Source organism: Geodermatophilus sp. SYSU D00879, assembly GCF_054050375.1.
On the sequence record NZ_JBJGZF010000009.1, the window covers coordinates 112,837 to 128,614 of the forward strand.

Genomic DNA, 15,778 nt, shown 5'->3' on the forward strand with positions numbered 1-15,778 from the left:
GGCGTGTCACCGACCGGTCATCGGGCGTGCGGCCGGTCTCGACCGCACCATCGACGGCCCGGTGTCGGCTCGAACACCCCGGGCGACAGGCGGTCACGGAGGACCGACCGCACCTCGATGACGTGACCGTGACGCCGGGATGACGCACGAGGTCGACCCTGATCCCGCCGTGACCCACCGAGGAGGCGGTCCGGGACGCAGGGGCCCGGTGCGGGATGCCCCACGGATGAGCCGGATGGGCGCATCTGGTCGATGCGCGCCACCGCCTCGGCCCTCGTCCGGCTCCGATCCGATGGCGACCGGGTCGGCGCTCGCAGGGAGGGGAAGCCATGGCGGCCAGCCGGCACTCCACGGAGGCTGTGCGGCTTGGCCGCGGGATGGGCAGCGTGCCGGCGCGCGCCGGCGAAAGGTCCTGGGCACCGACCGCCGACGGTGCCCCGCGGGGTCCGTGGATCCGGGGGCGCGGCCTCCGGCAGCGGAAGCTGACCACCCACCCCGGGGACCCGGACGACGTCGGGATCGGAGTCGTGGCCAGCGGACCGGTGCCCGCCCACGTCCCGTGCCTGAGCTGCCCGACCGCGCCGGGGTCTCGGGGTACGCCGAGCCGCACCACACGCACCTGCGGGTGTCTTCCAGCGCGGCGCCGGCGGACGACGCCAGGCCGCCCGCCAGCCCGTCTCAGCGGAGCGCCGCAGATGACGGCGGCCGATGAGCACCGGCCGGGTCGCCCTTGCACCCTTCGACGATGCGGGAGGCGGCCCATGCAGTCGCTCGGGATGCTGCTGAACCTGCTGGTCCGCGAGGAGTGGCGCGGACATCCGGGCCGGGTGCTCGAGGAGGCAGGCGACGGGTCGTATCGAGATCAGCTCCCGGATGCGGAGATCCGGCTCGTCGCCGCGAGTGCCGCGCTCAACGCCGGCGAAGCGAAGCGGGCGCTACAGCTCCTCAGCGAGCTGCCGACCGGCTCGGGCGACACCGCGGCCGTCGGTGAGGCGCTCCGTCACCTGGCGAGGATCGTCGACCGCAACTGGTTTCCCGGAGGCGGCGCCGCGGTGCTGGAGCCTGGCGATGCCGAGCGCCTGACGGTGGACCCGCCCCGGCCGACGACCCCCGCGGGCCTGCTGCTCATCGTCGTCGCCACGCGGCTGGTCGGCGCGCTCCCCTCGTGGCGGCGCTTCGTCGCCGGGGGTGACGAGGGCACCGGCCTCGCGCTGCGGATGGCTGAGGCCGTGCGGAACGACCTCCTGCGCTTCGGCAGGCCGGTGGCCGTCGCGCCGGCAGAGCTCCTGCTGGCCGACCTCCTCGCCCGGGCCGGGCACGATGCGCAGGCGCAGGAGCAACTCGGCCGTGCCCGCGCGGCCTACGAGGCGGCACAGGATCCCGTCGGTGTGGCCGCCTGCGTGCTGACCAGCGGGGACTGGATGGCCGCCCCGGGCTCCTCTCCCGAGCTCCTCGCTGAGCAGCTCGAGGACGGCCTCGCAGCGACCGGCCGAGTCGGCGACGCTGCTGGCGCGCTGGGGCTGTGGGCCGCGGCCGAGCGCGCCTTCGCCGCGGCCGGCGCGCCTCGTGGGGTGGCCGCCGTCAGGATCCGCCGGGCCTGGCTCGCTGCCGCGGCCGGGCGCGCGGATGAGGCGCTGCCGCTGCTGGACCAGGCGCGGAGCCTCGCCGACCAGGCCGGCGACAGCGGCCTGGTGCGCTTGATCGACGTGCACGGCGCGCTGGCGCGGATCGACGCCGGGGATCCGGCCGATGTCCAGGACGTCGGCGCCGCGGTCGGACGCTGGGCGACGAGCGTGGGCAGCACGAGCTTCGCCCGGGGACTCGCCCGGCTGTGCCTCGCCCGATCCCGCCGTTGGCGCGACGAGGACGTGCTCCGCAGCCGGCAGGCGGTCCTGCTGGCGGAGGCCATCAACGCACCGCTGGGTGTGACCACCGAGTCGGCGATGCTGCGCAGCGCGCAGGCCAACCGCTACATGCAGGTCAACTACCGCAGAGCCGCCTTGGTGCTGACCCTCTCGGAACTGGAGGACGCCCGCAGCCACCCCGCGGTGAGGAGCGAACTGGGCTGGGCCGCTCTCGTCGACCGCACGGCCACGGCCAACCGGGATGCGCATGCCCTCCGGGACGGCGACGCGCTGGCCCGCGTCGGCGAGTTGGCCGCGTGGCTGCGCGACGGCGCGGCCGGGGGTGACCTGGAGGCGACCTTCCGCCCGTTCCTCGACGACGTGATCGCCGAGGGAGCCGTCTTCATCCCCCTGTACCGCGGAGTCGCGGCCCGCGCGGCGGGGGACCTCGCCACCGCCCAGCGGCAACTGGACGCCGCCCTCGCGGCCGCTCCGGCGGTGGGACCGCTGCCGACCGCAGTCGTGCTGGGGACCATGCGCCGGTTCGACGACGCTGCCGCGCACCTCGCTCCCCTGCTGGAGGCCGGGCTCCCCCTCGACCTCACCGTGCGCCTCCTCGTCCGCCTCAAGCGCTTCGACGAAGCGCTGGCAGCGCTGGAGCGCCTCGCTGCGCAGGGCGGATTCCCCGAGGGTGACCAGCCGTGGGAGGGGCCCGCGGTGCACGCTGAGGCCCTGCTGGGCGCGGGGAACCCCGGCGCGGCCGCGCCCCGTGCCGCGGAGGCGATCGCGGCGTTCGAACACCACCTCACCGCGCTGGCCCTGGACGTCTTCCGGACCACGGCCTCCGACGACCTGGACGTGGCGGGCCTATACACGACGGCCGTGTCGGCGCACGCGGCCCTCGCGGGCGCGGAACCCTCGCGGAGCGTGGACCTGGCCCGTGCCTTCGAGCTCTCCGACCGGTCTCGGGCGAGTGCCCTCACCGACCTCGTCGAGGCCGGTCGGCTCACCCGGGTCGACCAGCACGTGCTCGGCGCGGTGCGCTCCTGGCAGCGCGCGGGGGCCGAATTGGCGCGCACCATCGAGCAGGTCGCCGCCCTCGGGCCTACTGCACACACACCCCCCGGTCACATCCACCGCACCGTGCGAGCGGCGGAGCGCTCCCTCGACGAGGCCGAGGCGGCGGTGGCGGTCACCGCTCCGCGTCTCCTGGCCGGGCGACGGCGGCTGCCCGTCACCCCGTCCCTCGCGGAGGTGCAGAGCCGCCTCGGCCCCGGCTCGCTGCTGCTGCAGTACCACGCGTTCAACGACGAGCTGATCGGCTGGGCGGTGACGAACGAGGACGCCCGTGTGGTCCTCCAGCAGCGTGAGACACCCCTGCTGACCGCTGCCGTCCGGCAGTTCCACCGCGCGGTGGCGGCTCGCTCGTCCACGGTGGCGGCGCGGGACGCACTGGCGCACCGGTTCGCCGCGGCTCTGCTCGGCCCGTTCGCCGACGAGCTGCAGACCTTCCGGCGCGTCGTGTTCGTGCCGCACGGCCCGCTCGCGGTCCTCCCCTTCCACCTCCTCCCCCACGACGACGACGTCCTGGCGGCCACCCACGCCGTCTCCTACCTCCCGGCCGCGTCGATGGCGCCGCGCGTGCCGGGGCGGATCCGGCCGGATGCGCCCACGCTCGTGCTCGGGGATCCCGCCTTCAGCACGCAGCGGGGACTCCCCCGCCTGCCCGGCGCACGGGACGAGGCGCTCGCCGTCGCCCGGCTGCGCCGGACCGATCCCCTCATCGGCTCGGGAGCGACCCGCGAGGCCCTGCTCGATGCGCTCCCGTCGGCCCGTCTGCTCTACCTGGCCACCCACGGCATCCTCCGGGAGGGGGCGCCGTACAGCGCCGAACTGGTTCTGGCCGGCGACGGAAGCCTGACCGTGCCCGACCTCATGGGTCTGGGCGTCACGGTCGACCTGGCCATCCTGAGCGCCTGTGACAGCGGTCGCGGCCAGGCGACGGCGGCCGGCGACCTCATCGGGCTCACCCGGGCACTGATCGCCGCCGGCGCGCGGGAACTGGTCGTGTCCCTGTGGCCGGTCGACGACCGGACGGCCTGCCTGACCATGGTGGCCTTGCACGAGGAGCTGATGACGACGGAGTCGACCGGGCAGGCTCTGGCCGCTGCCCAGCGCCGCCTCCGCGCGCTCTCGCAGGGCGCGGCCGATGAGTGGTACCGCTCGCTGCGTACGGATCCGGAAGCGCCCCTTGCGGGGCACGTGCGTTCCTCCCGGGACCTGGGCGGAACTGCGCCGGAGGCAACGACCAGTGCGGACGATCCCGCACATCCCTTCTTCTGGGCGCCGTTCGTCCACATCGGGACCTCCTGACCGCTGTCTGCACGGCGCCGCTGTCTGCTCCGCAGCGGCCTGGCCGCTGCCGGCCGCGGGCGCGCTCGCCCTGAGGAGCGCCGGTGTCGTGCCTGCGCCAGTCACCACGGGCGCGTGGCCGCCGACGCGCCCGCAGCTCCTCCCCGGACCGTCATCACCCGGCCGACCACCGGCCAGCCGGCCGCGGGCGTCAACCCCGATCGCGCGGTGACCCACACCCGCCCGCGAACGCAGACGGGACAGGTCCGCCCCCGGTCCGGCGCAGCGACGGAGGGGTGACGTCCGGCAGCCGCCGCACGCGCCTCCTCGTGCTCCCGGCCACCGCGGTGACGTACGGGTGACGGTCCGGTGACGACGTCCCCCGAGGCTGCCAGGAGGGGATGACGGGCCCGGGAGCCGCGGCCGCGCAGGGGGGCAGCGCGGGCACGACCCCGAGGAGGCCGCATGACCCGCCCGGAGACCCGAACTCTTCCTGCCGGCCCCGACTACCTGGCACCGGACGGTTCGGAGGTCCGCCTGCTCGTCACCGGCGCCCACGGCAGCGCGGCGCACTCCACGCTCCCCGCCGGCGCCGTGTCCCGAGCGGTGGTGCACCGCACCGTCGAGGAGCTCTGGTACGTGGTCAGCGGGTCCGGGCAGATGTGGCGGCGATCCGCCGCCGAGCCCGACGGTGTGGTCGACCTGCGGGCCGGTGTCTCCGTCTCCATACCGGTCGGGACCGCGTTCCAGTTCCGATCGGCGGAAGGCGAGCCGCTCGTCGCCGTCGCGACCACCGTGCCGCCGTGGCCGGGCGCCGACGAGGCGCAGCCCTGTGAGGGCATCTGGACACCGACCGCGTGAGGCGGTCGCCGACGCGCGGCCCGGTCGCCCCCTCAGCGCCGCAACCGCCGCCGCAGGCTGTCGCCGTCCCCGATGTGCCGGAACACCCCCGGGCTCTGCTGGACCGTGGCCCAGCCACCCCGGACGAACCGGCGTTGCGCCTCTGCCTCGTCCGAGCAGGGGAAGAGCAGGTGCGCTTGCCGAGCGCGGATCAGGCTCGGGTTGAAGGTGAAGTGCGCCGACGGGCTGCGCGCGTGGCCGTCGGCCTCCTCCCAGACGATGGGCCGCCCGGTCACCATGTGCCTGGACAGCACACGATCCCCGCGGTGGCGCAGGCGGACCTGCCCCACCGCGTCGTCCTCCCTCAGGATGCCGGCGGCACGGGCGGCCCAGGTGTCGTCCAGGGAGCAGGCCAGCCAGTCGTCCTCGAGGTGGAGCAGGAAGGACACCTCGGCCCTGGCCAGCAGCGCCGTGACGGCCCAGCTCGCCGCGGGGCCCACGGGAGCCGGACGGCCGGGGACGGCGACCACGTCGTCCACGAAGTCCAGCGTCCTCGCATACCGCTCGGTGACCGGGTCCGAGCCGTTGACGAGGACCACGACCGGGGACGTACGGAGGAGGTCCCCGGCGTGGTCCACCAGCGCCTCCATCGTGCGGCGGAACAGTTCCGGCCGGTGCCCGGTGAGCACGGAGATGCCGAGCCCCTCCACCGGGAGCGCCGATGTCGGCCGGTCCTCCGGCCGCAGCACGGCCAGTCCCTGATCGTCGGTGTCGTGCACCGTGGACTGCAGGTGGAAGTGCTCCCGCCACAGCTGCAGGCACCGGCGCTCGTGCTCCCGGTGGGCGTCGTGCAGCAGCAGCTGCCACCGGTCGGCGAGGGAGTCCGCGACGGCGAACAGGGCCGCCTGGCGCCCGAACCGCTGCGGCGGCCCGTCGACCACGACGGCGTCCCAGCGGCCCTCCGGCGGGTCCGCGTACCACGGGTACCGGTCCCGGCCGCACGTCCGCGGCACCAGCGGGGACAGCCGGACCTCAGCCGCCTCCTCGAGCCCCCATCGGCGCAGCAGCCCGGTGGTGCGCTCCGCATAGCGCGGCTCGTGCTCCAGGGAGACCACCCGGCCACCGGTCCGCACCGCCTGGGCGGCCAGCACGACGGTCGACGCGCCACTGCCGGCCTCCAGCACCTCGCGGGCCCCGGAGCGGCGCAGCTGTTCCACGATCTCGACCGCGGTGGAGCGGGGCAGCGTCCAGCCGTCGTCCCAGGGGAGTTCCCGGGACCACAGCAGGTCGGCGACCGTGGGGGTGCGGGGCCGCGTCGCCGTCGCCGGCCGCGTCCCGGGGTGGGCGGCGGGATGGTCCCCGGGCGGGGCCGCGAGCTGCTGCTGCAGACGGACCACCTCCGCGCGCAGGCGCCGGCGGTCCTCGTCCTCCACCTGCCCGTCGGTCAGCGCGCGCACGCGGTCCAGGAGCTCCGTCCGGGTCAGGGCCCCCTGCGCGTGCAGACGGTGGGCGCGGAAGGCGAGCCCGTGCCGACGCTGCACCTCCGCGAGCGCCGCGCTCCTGGCCGGTGAGCCGAAGCCCGTGACGGGAGCCCGGGTGAGCGAGTCCGGCCGCACGGTGCGGTGGTAGAGCACGTCGTCGACGTAGATGACCCTGCCCGTCATGAGCAGCAGGTTCATCACGAGCGTGTCGTAGCCGATCCGCAGGCCGCCGTAGCAGCCGCCGAGCCGGAGCAGGGCCTCCCGGGTGAACAGGCCGTGGTGGTCGCACAGGTGCCGCGCCCGCTCCGTGATCGGCTCGGTGGCGAACCGCGGTCGTACGACGACACCGGCCGCGGGACCGGCCCCGGGCCGGTGGACCGCCGACGCGGACACGGCGGCGTCCGCGCCGGCGGCCGTGACGGCCTCCAGCAGCCGCTCGACGCGGGTGGGCTCGCTCCAGTCGTCGGCGTCCTGGACGACGAAGTAGGGGCTGGCCGATGCGCCGAGCACGACGGCGTCGGCGAAGTAGCGTCCGCCGTTGCACGCCAGGTCGAACCGGACCAGGCGGGGGTCGGCGATGTCCGCCAGCAGGTCCCACGGGGGAACGGGATCCGCGTCGTTCACCACCACGACGCGCGTGTCTCGGAACGTCTGCTCCAGCGCGCTGACCACGGCCCGGCGGACGTAGCGCCGGCAGCCGTGGTAGGGGATGGCGATCGTGACGGCCGGTGGGCGGATGCCGGCCTGTGAGGAGGGCGGCGGTGTCCCGGCCGCCGTCCGTGCCGTCGCCGGGGACGGTCGGGCGGCGGGGCGGTCGGGCGCCGGGCGGCTGGCGGTCCTCAGCGCCGAGGGGCGCGCCGCCGCCCGGTAGCGGTCCGCCGTCTCCTCCCCCATGGCGGCGACGACGTCGGCGACCGGAACTGGCGTCCACCGAGAGCCGCTGGTCCGGGTCCGGGTCGTGTTGCGGGCGTGCAGGGTGACGACCAGCAGCGGCGGCCCGCCGATGGCGGCGATCCGGCGTGACCCGCTGCGCCAGAGCAGCCGGGTGTCCTCACCGGTGGGCACCGCGTCGAACGGGTGTCCCGTCCAAAACGTTCGGGAGAACGCCAGGGAGGAGCCGGCGACCCAGGGTCGCGCCCGCTCCGGGTACTCGTAGCACCATGCGCGGGCGGTGACCGGGTCGTGGAACAGCAGCGTGCGGGTCCCGCAGACCTCGGCGCCGGTCGCGGCCAGGGCCGCGACCTGTCGGGAGACGCGGTCCGCGGGGTACCAGTCGTCGTCGTCCCAGTGCAGGAGGATCTCGCCCCGGGCGGCCTCACACGCCAGGTTCCGCTTGGTGCCGAGCACGGTGCGCCGGTCCAGTCGGTGGTAGTGGATCCGGGGATCCTCTGGGATCAGGTCGGCCACGGGTTCCCCGTCGTCGACGATCACCAGTTCCCGCTCCGCGTGGTCCTGCTGCAGGAACGCCTCGATCGCAAGGGGGACGAAAGACCTCCGGTCACACGTCGGCATCAGACAGGACACAAGCGGCCCCGGGGTCACGTTCCCCACCCAAATTTTTCTGCCAACCGGGCAGCGATCTGACCCATTTCCAGTCGACGAGGCAATAGTGGACCGCCGGTGTCTAAGCCGAACACCTGCCATCCAGCCGAGGCCAAGGACGCGAGGCCGGAATACTCCTCGTCGGCGTCGCTCCACTCAGTACTGGAGGAGCGAAGATCCTCGCGCCAGATCTCCGCCTGCTCCTCGAACACCTCATCGAACGGACGTCCCAGACGCGTAGCAATCTTTTGCGCCCCCTCGCGGAGGATGGCCATGTCGGCGGGCTTTATTCTCGCCTGCCGCCTATATGTCCCCGTCGCGGCCAGACGCCAAAGCACGCGGCTATGGACGCCGTCACCCAGCCGGCTCCGCGCTTCCTTGATTGCACTTACCAGCCACTCGGTACAGGCAGCACACGGGCTTCGGTTGATCATTAGGGTGAGTGTCGAGCTACCGTTGGCGGCGACACTTTGCTTGGCCGTGTCGAGGGCATCCGTCCATGCGGAACTGCGGACTAACCCCTCCTCTGCGTGGAGCCCCCTTCTGCTGGAACTGAGTTCGCCGACGCGGCTGCCGTCCACTGCCAGCGCGGCATAGGAGTCCTCGCCGGCCAAGTCCAGCTTGGATCTGAACACTGCCAGCTCCTCATCGGCGTCAAGGGCGGAGGCCGCGAAGATCTCCTCCCAGGCCAACCGGCGCGTCTGGGGGGCGCTCGCCTCAGCGATGACCTCGACGGCCATGGAACCTGGATCCGCGACGCGGACCCGCAGGTCGCGCAACCCACTGTCGCGGTTACTTGTCACCACCGTCTGCAGGAAGCTGTGCACCGTCTGAATTGAGGCCATGTCTCCACGGCCTAGGCGAGCAGTGACCATGTCCAGGACACGCCGCTTGATCTCATCCGGCGGAAGCCCTGGGGGTAGCGGCTCCACTGTCTCCGGTGGAGTAGCCGGGCCAGGTCCTGCGGCCTGGGCCGCCCGCCCCCCTATTCCTAGGGCGTTGAGCGCCGACTGCAGCAGGCGCTCGGCCTGGTCGAGCAGCCAGTCGAGGGCCTGGTCCACCAGGGTCCGCAGCCCACCGACGATCTCGGTGATCTTGTCGCCGATGTTGCCGAGCCCCACCTGGTTGGCCAGGAAGCCGATGGCGACCGGAACGGCGGCGATCAGCCCCTGCTCCACCATGGCGGCCCCCGGCTGGATGTCCCCGCGGGCGACGGCGGCGACGGTGCCGACGAACCGGTCGACGATGTCGAGCAGCTCGCGGACGTACTCGACCGCGGACTGCACCGCGTTGAACAACGCGACGAAGCTGTTGACGACCGCCATCACGCCGGTGGGGTCGAGCATGCTCAGCAACTTGACCGTGACCCGGTTGACGATCTGCTCCATCACCCACGTCCGGACGTGGCCGATGATCGTGTCCCACAGGCCGGACAGCTGGCCCTGGACGTGGGTCCACACCGCCGAGACGCCGTTCTCCTGAACGTCGCGGACGAAGGTCCAGATGCCGGTCAGGCGGTCGACGGCCCCGCGGATCTGCGCCACCCGTTCGGGCCCGATGCGCTCGGCCAGCTTCTCCCACAGCCGCTCGGCGGTGATGCCCAGCAGCTGCAGGAGCAGCCCGAGCCCGCTCTGCAGGGTCAGCTCCGCGGGCGGGTCGATGCCGGCCGACCGCAGCCCCCGGAACAGCCAGTCGGTGAGCCCCCCGAGCAGGTGGTCGAAGATGCCGGCGAAGAAGCGCGCGAAGCCCTCCTTCACCGCGCCCAGCATGTTGATCAGGAAGGCCACCGGGTCGCGGCGGACGTCGTCGTAGGCGGCCAGCGCGTTCGCGAGGATCCGGTCGAGCACCCCGGTGGGGAACTGCATCAGCGCCAGGACCAGCGTGAGGACCTCGCGCAGGACCACGCGGACGAAGGCGAACAACCGCCCGATCGGCTCCCCGAACTGGTCCCGCACCCGCTGGAACGCGCCGATGGGGTCGACCAGGTCGGCGATGGACAGGCCGTCCCAGACGCCACGGAACAGGCCGGTCACCATCGCCCACGAGATGCCGAGCTCGGCGACCGCGGTCTCGATGGTCGCGGCGGCCTGGTCCACCACCCCGGACTCCGCCAGCCGTTCGTAGGTGGCCGCGCCGTTGGGCAGCAGGGTGAGGAAGCCGCGGATGAGACCCGCTGCGCCACGAGGCACGGCTTCCCCGGTGAACGGGTCGCGCCCGAGGAGCACGGTGAGCAGGGGGAACCCCGGGACGTCCCGCAGGAAGGTGCTCAGCCAGCCGAGCAGCGCCTTCTTGACGAACTCGACGACCTTGGCCGCGACCGTCACCGCGAAGTCCCACGCGCGCTGCAGCAGGCCGGAGACCCTCGCTACCAGGGCGCGGAGGTTCGCCATGAGGTCGGGCAGGTTCTCCGGCCGGATCGCCTCCCAGGCCGCCTGCAACAGCGCTCCGAGCTCACCGACCAGCGTCTGGACGACGGTCAGCTGGGTGTCGAGCCAGGCCGCGGTCTCCTGCAGGGTCCCGCGGGCGCGCATCTGCTCCAGCTCGGTCTCCCGGCCGATGAGCACCAGGAAGTCCTCGAGGATCTCGACGGTCGTGGCCTCGACCGGCTGGTCGCGCAGCGGGTCGTGGCGCAGGATCTTGGTGGCCAGCCCCCAGGCGCGGTTCTCGGCCAGCAGCGGCTCCGCGACGTCGCGGACGGCCTGCCGCACCAGCTCGAGCAGGGCGTCGAGCACCGATCCGGCGAACCCGCCGACGTCGTCCACCAGCGCGGACACGCGGCGGACCAGGATCGGCAGGTTGAAGTCGAACGGATCGGTGCGGACGAAGTCCATCTCGTCCCAGGCGTCGGAGATCACCCGCTCCAGCCGGCCGAGGGACAGGTCCCAGGTCGCCAGCCGGCGGTCGACGAACGCCAGCGCTGCGTCGACGACCCCCAGCTCGACCAGCGTGTCGAACACGGCGGTGCCGAACGGCACCAGCCCCAGGATGCCGCCCACCAGGTTCTGGGCGGTCCGTGCCACCGGCTCACCGGTCAGCGGATCGGCACCGATGACGACCGTGAGCAGGGTGTAGCCCGGCACGTGCCGGGCGTAGGAGGCCAGCCGGTCGGTGATGAACGACGGCAGGAGCTGCGCCGGGCCCTCACCGCCCGCGCCGCCGAGGGCGGTCCGCTGCTGGAGGACGTGCACGGCCTCGTGCGCCATCAACGGCACGTCGTGGGCGGACTCGCCGGGCCCCAGGAAGACCGAGCCGCCGAACGTCAGAGCCCGTGCGCCCAGGCGGGCCGCGGCGTCCCGCGCCCGGGGGTCCTGGTGGACCCGGACCCCGCTCAGGTCAGCGCCGAGGCCGGGTTCGAGCACGGCCCGGACCGAGGCCGGCACGGCGTCACCCTCGGCCGGGGAGCGCAGCGCCGCGGCCACCCTCGGCGTCATCGCGGGGGCGGCGGGCCCGGTCCGCGGCGCACGACCGATCACGGGGTCGTCCGCCCGCCTCGTGCGCCCCTGCGTCGCGCGCGGTACGGGCCGGCCGACGGCGGCCGGGTCGGAGCCAGGATCTTCGCCGACGGCGAGGCGGGCCGCGGTGCCGCCCACGGCCGAGACCGGCCCGGCCGTTGCACCCGCCGTGATGGAGCGAGCGACGGCGACCGCCTCGCGTTCCAGCGGGTCCTCCGGCTCGCTCACCCGTGGCAGCCGCAGCACGGGGGCCCGCCCCACCGTGGATTGTGGGGCGGCGCGGGTGGGTGGGGCTCCTCCCGTGCGGGTGCGCGGCCGTGCCGTCGCGCCGGGTCCGGCCGCGCGGTGGGCGGCGACCACGGCCGCGTTCACGGGATCGCCTCGAGGAACGTCTCGCACCGGCGGCGGTGTGGCGCGCGGGTACCGCGGGTGAACGGCGACACGGCGCCGGCCTTGCCGTACTCGACCGCCAGCGCGTGGTCGAGGTGGCGGTTCCCCAGCGGCTCCCCCTCCTCCAGGGCGGCGAGGGTGGCGTGCAGCGCGGCGTTGCGGATCTGACCGCCGGTCATCTCCGCGCGGGCGGCCACCTGTTCCAGGTGGTCGCTGGTGACCGCGCACCCGGCGGGCAGGTGCGCCTGCCAGAGCTCCCAGCGCTGTGCGGGCCCGGGTTCCACCAGGTGCAGCACGGCGTCCATCCGGCGGCGGAAGGCGGGATCGATCGCCTCCGGCAGGTTGGTGGTGATCAGGACGATCCCCCGATAGGTCTCCAGGCGCTGCAGCAGGTAGTCGGTCTCCAGGTTGGCGAACCGGTCGTTGGCGGTCCGGACCTCGGTCCGGCTGCCCAGCAGCGAGTCGCCCTCGTCGACGAGCAGGACGACGTCGAGTTCCTCGGCGGCCGACAGGACGCGGTGCAGGTTCTTCTCCGTCTCGCCCACGTACTTGTCCACGACGGCGGAGAGGTCGACCCGGTAGAGGTCGCGGTCCAGCGCGGCGGCCAGCAGCCGGCACGCGAGCGTCTTGCCCGTGCCGCTGGGACCGGTCAGCAGCGCCCGGACCCCCGGTCCGCTCGAGGCGCCGAAGCCCGGCCCGACGTGGTCGAGGACCCGTTCGCGGTGCCGGCACCGCAGCTCGAGGGCGAGCAGGTGCTCCCGCGCGACGTCGTCGGCGACGAGCCGCGTGCCGGCCCCCGGGGGGTCGAGTCGTTGCGCCAGGGTGTCCAGCCGTTCGCGGCCCAGCTCCCGGCAGGCGTTCCGCAGGTCCGTGGCGCGGACGGCGCCGCGGCCCTCGTGCAGCACGGCGTCCCGCGCCCGGGCGGCGACCCTGCGGATGTGTCCCCTCGGCAGCTGCACGCGGTCGACGACGTCGTCGAGGTCGGTCTCGTCGAGCTCGGGCAGGTGGCGACGCCAGTGCTCCCGGCGCTCCTCCGGCCCGGCGGCGGGGACGTCGAGCCGGGCGGCCGACTCCAGCGCCGCCCCCTGCAGGCCGCCGTCGGTCCCGACCACCACCCCGAGGTGCCAGGCCAGGCCGGGGACGGCCGGCACCTCCACGACCTGCCCGGGCAGCGGGGACAGCCGCACCACGGGCATCGCGGCCAAGGCCGCGCCGAGCGCCCCCAGGCGGGACCACCCCCCGCTGTCCAGGGCCGGCCCGTCGACGAACAGGGCTCCCCTACCGGCGTGCCGGGCCAGCGCGCCGACCAGCCGCCGCCGCCCGCCGGCCGCCGGTCCGCGCACCACCACCGGACGCGGGGAAGCCCCCCGCAGCACGGTCGCCAGCCGCCGGGCACGAACACGCAACTCCTCGGGCAGGACGAGGTCCGTCAACGCGTCGAGCTCGCTGACCGGTACGAGGTGGCCGGCCCCCGGCGCACGCCCCGGTCCGCGGCCCCGGAACACCTCCCACAGCTCCAGCGGGACGCTCGCGGTCTCCTCGGAGCGGGGACCCGAGCCCGGCAGCATCTCCACGAGCCCCCGCGACAGGAGGGTCTCCCGCAGGGTCCACGCGTCCGCGGGAGGGCCGACGACGGCGGCCACCGTGTCCATCGTGGGCCGGCGGTACGGCAACGGGCGCTGCAGGTCGGCGAACACCGAGCCGAACCGCGCGTCCTCCTCGACCAGACCGCACAGGACCAGGCCGAGCCGCTCCCCCGTGGTCAGCCCGGTGGCGCCGAGCGCGACCAGGGGCAGGTGCCGGTCGCCGGCGGTCGCCTCCCACGACGACAGCGCCTCGTCCCACCAGCGGGCGGAGTCGTCCCAGCTCAGGTCCGGCGGCACCAGGGGCGCGGTCTCCTCAAGGTGCCCGGTGAGGAACGGGTGCCGCCGCAGGAGATCGTCCAGATCGAGCGACCCCGCGACGGCCAGGGATCGGGCGTGGGCGATGAGCCGGAACGCCGCGACGTGGCAGCAGACCCGGAAGTGGTGCTCGGCCGTGAGCGGAATGCCGGCGAGGGCGCCGCGGGTCATGGCAGGCCTCCCGAGCGGAAGTGGAAGGTGACGACGCGCGCGAGCCGCGGCACCCAGCCCGGATCCCGGTCCAGGCCGGCGATCCGCACCGCCAGGTCGATCGACGCGAGGTCCATGACCGCGTCCACGTGGGTCCGGGAGGCGAAGACCAGCCCCGGGACCCGCAGCCGGGCCGCCGCCTGCGCCGGCGGCAGGTCCAGCTCGGCGGCCAGCCGGTCGCGCAGTCGCCACCCGGCCGCCTCCGCCCACTCCCGGGTGCCGTCGGCCACCCCGGCCAGCAGCGGTGGCGGCGTCGCCGGACGCGGCCCGTCCGGCAGGGCGAGCTCGGCGCGACCTAAACCGACGGGGCGGCCGGGCTCCCGGCCGTCGAGGTGGGCCAGCAGCCGCCAGAGGGGATCGTGCACGTCGCCCGGATCGCCCGGTGGGGTCTGGAGCAGGATCCGCGCCACGACCTCGAGCAGGCCCCAGCCGCCGATCTCGGTCAGCCGCCATCGCGGGTCGGCGGCGTCCGCGGGCCGGGCCCGGGTGATCAGGTGGACGGCGTAGAGCACCCCGGTCAGGCCTGTGCGCAGCGGGTCCGGACCGAGGGGACCGGGAGCGGCCGGCGCCCGGTCGGGCTGATCGGTGTCAGAGGGGCCGGGCGGGGCGAGGGCCTCCGGCCCGCCCGGGCCTGCCGGCCCGCGCCCCCGGCGACGGCCGTCGTCCGACGGCAGCGCGGGACCGGAGGAGCCTGGGCCGGCCGCGGCGGTCGCCGGGTGCGGCCGCGGTCCCGGCGGGGCGGCGTCGGCGTCCCGGGTCCCGGGTCCCGGGATCACGGCTCCCGGGATCACGGCTCCCGGGATCACGGGTGGGAAGACCCCGGTCCGGCCGGGCTCCGCCGGCGCCCACACGGGGTCGTCGTGGATGAGGTCACGGGAGGGGCGGTCGCTCCCGGCCACGAGGGCAGGGGGATCCGCCCACGCCCGCAGCACGGCCGTGACGGCGGACGACCGCGCGGCCCCTGGCGCACGCTGCAGGAGCAGGGCGACGCCGAGCAGGCGCGCACGCCCCGCCGACAGGGTGTCCGGCACGGCCGCCGGTCCCAGCCAGCGGGCCCACGGCTGCTCGGATCGCGCCGCGGCCGGCCTGCCGTCCTCAGGAAGCGGACCGGGACCGGACCCGGTGTCGCCCGTGGGTGGACCGCCGGGCGGCGGCGCACCGGCGCCCGGGCCGGGAGCGGGCCCCGGGAAACGTCCGGCCGGGCGCGCGGCCGCCAGGTCGAAGCGGTCCAGCACTGCGCCCAGCAACCGGTCGCAGCGCGCCTCGTCGATCCGCTGTACCGCGGCGGCCGCCAGCCGCCAGCCGCCGAGCAGGTCGACCACGGCCGGGAGCACCTCCACCCGCGAGCCGAGCACCGAGGCGACGTCGGGACCGCCCGCCTCCCGCAGGGCCGCCTCCCACCACCACCACCGGGTGGCCACGCCGCGCAGGACGTCGGCCACCAGGCAGGCGAGGTACTCGGCGTGGTCGGCGAAGAGGACGGCGGGCGCGCCGGGAGGGACCACGCCGCCGTGCGGCCGTGCGGCGCGGCCGAGCAGGTCGGCCAGGTCGGCGCGGAGTCCTCCCTCCCAGCCGCGCAGCGCCGAACGCGCCGCGGAGGGCCCGACGACCGCCCGGGGGAGGCGCCCGTCGACGCGCCGCACGACGAGGACGGCCGACGGCGTCAGGCCGGGCGGGTCGAGCTCTCTGCGCGCCAACTCCGAGCGCAGCCAGCCGGGGACGCCGCCTGCCGCCTCCCCGTGGGTGCGCACCCGGACGCGGAGCAC

The 15,778-nt window shown here is 75.0% G+C and carries 6 protein-coding genes; 2 read left to right on the forward strand and 4 right to left on the reverse strand.

Features of this window, described 5'->3' with window-relative positions; genetic code table 11:
- Window positions 1-695 precede the first annotated feature (695 nt).
- Together ACI79B_RS13640 and ACI79B_RS13645 are read left to right on the forward strand one after the other, a co-directional pair.
- Window positions 696-4,217, forward strand: coding sequence for a CHAT domain-containing protein (locus ACI79B_RS13640; RefSeq protein WP_457000156.1), 3,522 nt, complete (start codon window positions 696-698; stop codon window positions 4,215-4,217).
- A gap of 444 nt (window positions 4,218-4,661) precedes the next feature.
- The gene (locus ACI79B_RS13645; RefSeq protein ID WP_456928477.1) at window positions 4,662-5,057 is read left to right on the forward strand and encodes a cupin domain-containing protein; all 396 of its coding nucleotides are present in this window, start codon (window positions 4,662-4,664) and stop codon (window positions 5,055-5,057) included.
- A gap of 32 nt (window positions 5,058-5,089) precedes the next feature.
- Here ACI79B_RS13645 and ACI79B_RS13650 read toward each other — a convergent pair whose 3' ends face one another.
- From ACI79B_RS13650 to ACI79B_RS13665, 4 genes are all read right to left on the reverse strand, one after another.
- Complete coding sequence (locus tag ACI79B_RS13650) at window positions 5,090-8,029, reverse strand: glycosyltransferase (RefSeq protein ID WP_456928476.1); 2,940 nt, start codon at window positions 8,027-8,029, stop codon at window positions 5,090-5,092.
- A gap of 26 nt (window positions 8,030-8,055) precedes the next feature.
- The gene (locus tag ACI79B_RS13655; RefSeq protein ID WP_457000157.1) at window positions 8,056-11,739 is read right to left on the reverse strand and encodes an eCIS core domain-containing protein; all 3,684 of its coding nucleotides are present in this window, start codon (window positions 11,737-11,739) and stop codon (window positions 8,056-8,058) included.
- Between the two features lie 140 nt (window positions 11,740-11,879).
- Window positions 11,880-13,973: an ATP-binding protein gene (locus tag ACI79B_RS13660; RefSeq protein ID WP_456928474.1), complete on the reverse strand. Its 2,094-nt coding sequence runs from the start codon at window positions 13,971-13,973 to the stop codon at window positions 11,880-11,882.
- Window positions 13,970-15,763, reverse strand: coding sequence for a hypothetical protein (locus ACI79B_RS13665; protein ID WP_456928473.1), 1,794 nt, complete (start codon window positions 15,761-15,763; stop codon window positions 13,970-13,972). Before ACI79B_RS13665 ends, ACI79B_RS13660 begins: the two co-directional genes overlap by 4 nt.
- Window positions 15,764-15,778: the final 15 nt, after the last annotated feature.